Origin of the sequence: Donghicola sp. XS_ASV15 (assembly GCF_041224595.1) — a bacterium.
Taxonomy (GTDB): Bacteria; Pseudomonadota; Alphaproteobacteria; order Rhodobacterales; family Rhodobacteraceae; genus Donghicola.
Window position 1 is genome coordinate 1 of record NZ_JBGFGN010000028.1, and the last position, 404, is coordinate 404.

The window sequence follows — 404 nt, forward strand, 5'->3', positions numbered from 1 at the left end:
GGGGGGGGGGGGGGGGGGGGGGGGGGGGGGGGGGGGGGGGGGGGGGGGGGGGGGGGGGGGGGGGGGGGGGGGGGGGGGGGGGGGGGGGGGGGGGGGGGGGGGGGGGGGGGGGGGGGGGGGGGGGGGGGGGGGAGGGGGGGGAGGGAGGGAAGAGGAAACCAAGGGAGTAAAAAAGGAAGGAGCTCGTGATATAAGCTAAGCAGAGAAACGGTCGCCCGCCGCTACAACATTCGTGGAAAAAGTAGTTGGTGGGTAGAGGAGGAATTGAACCTCCGACCTCACGCTTATCAGGCGTGCGCTCTAACCACCTGAGCTACCGACCCAAGTCTGTCCAGACCGGTCGGTCTGTATTTCTTCCTGAAGAGATATGAGGACGGCCTGGCCCGTGATGTGTGCTTCCCAAA

General features: G+C 69.1%; 1 tRNA gene. It reads right to left on the reverse strand.

What is annotated here, in order from left to right:
- Positions 1-246 precede the first annotated feature (246 nt).
- Positions 247-323: transfer RNA gene (locus tag AB9K37_RS00470), tRNA-Ile, on the reverse strand.
- Positions 324-404 lie beyond the last annotated feature (81 nt).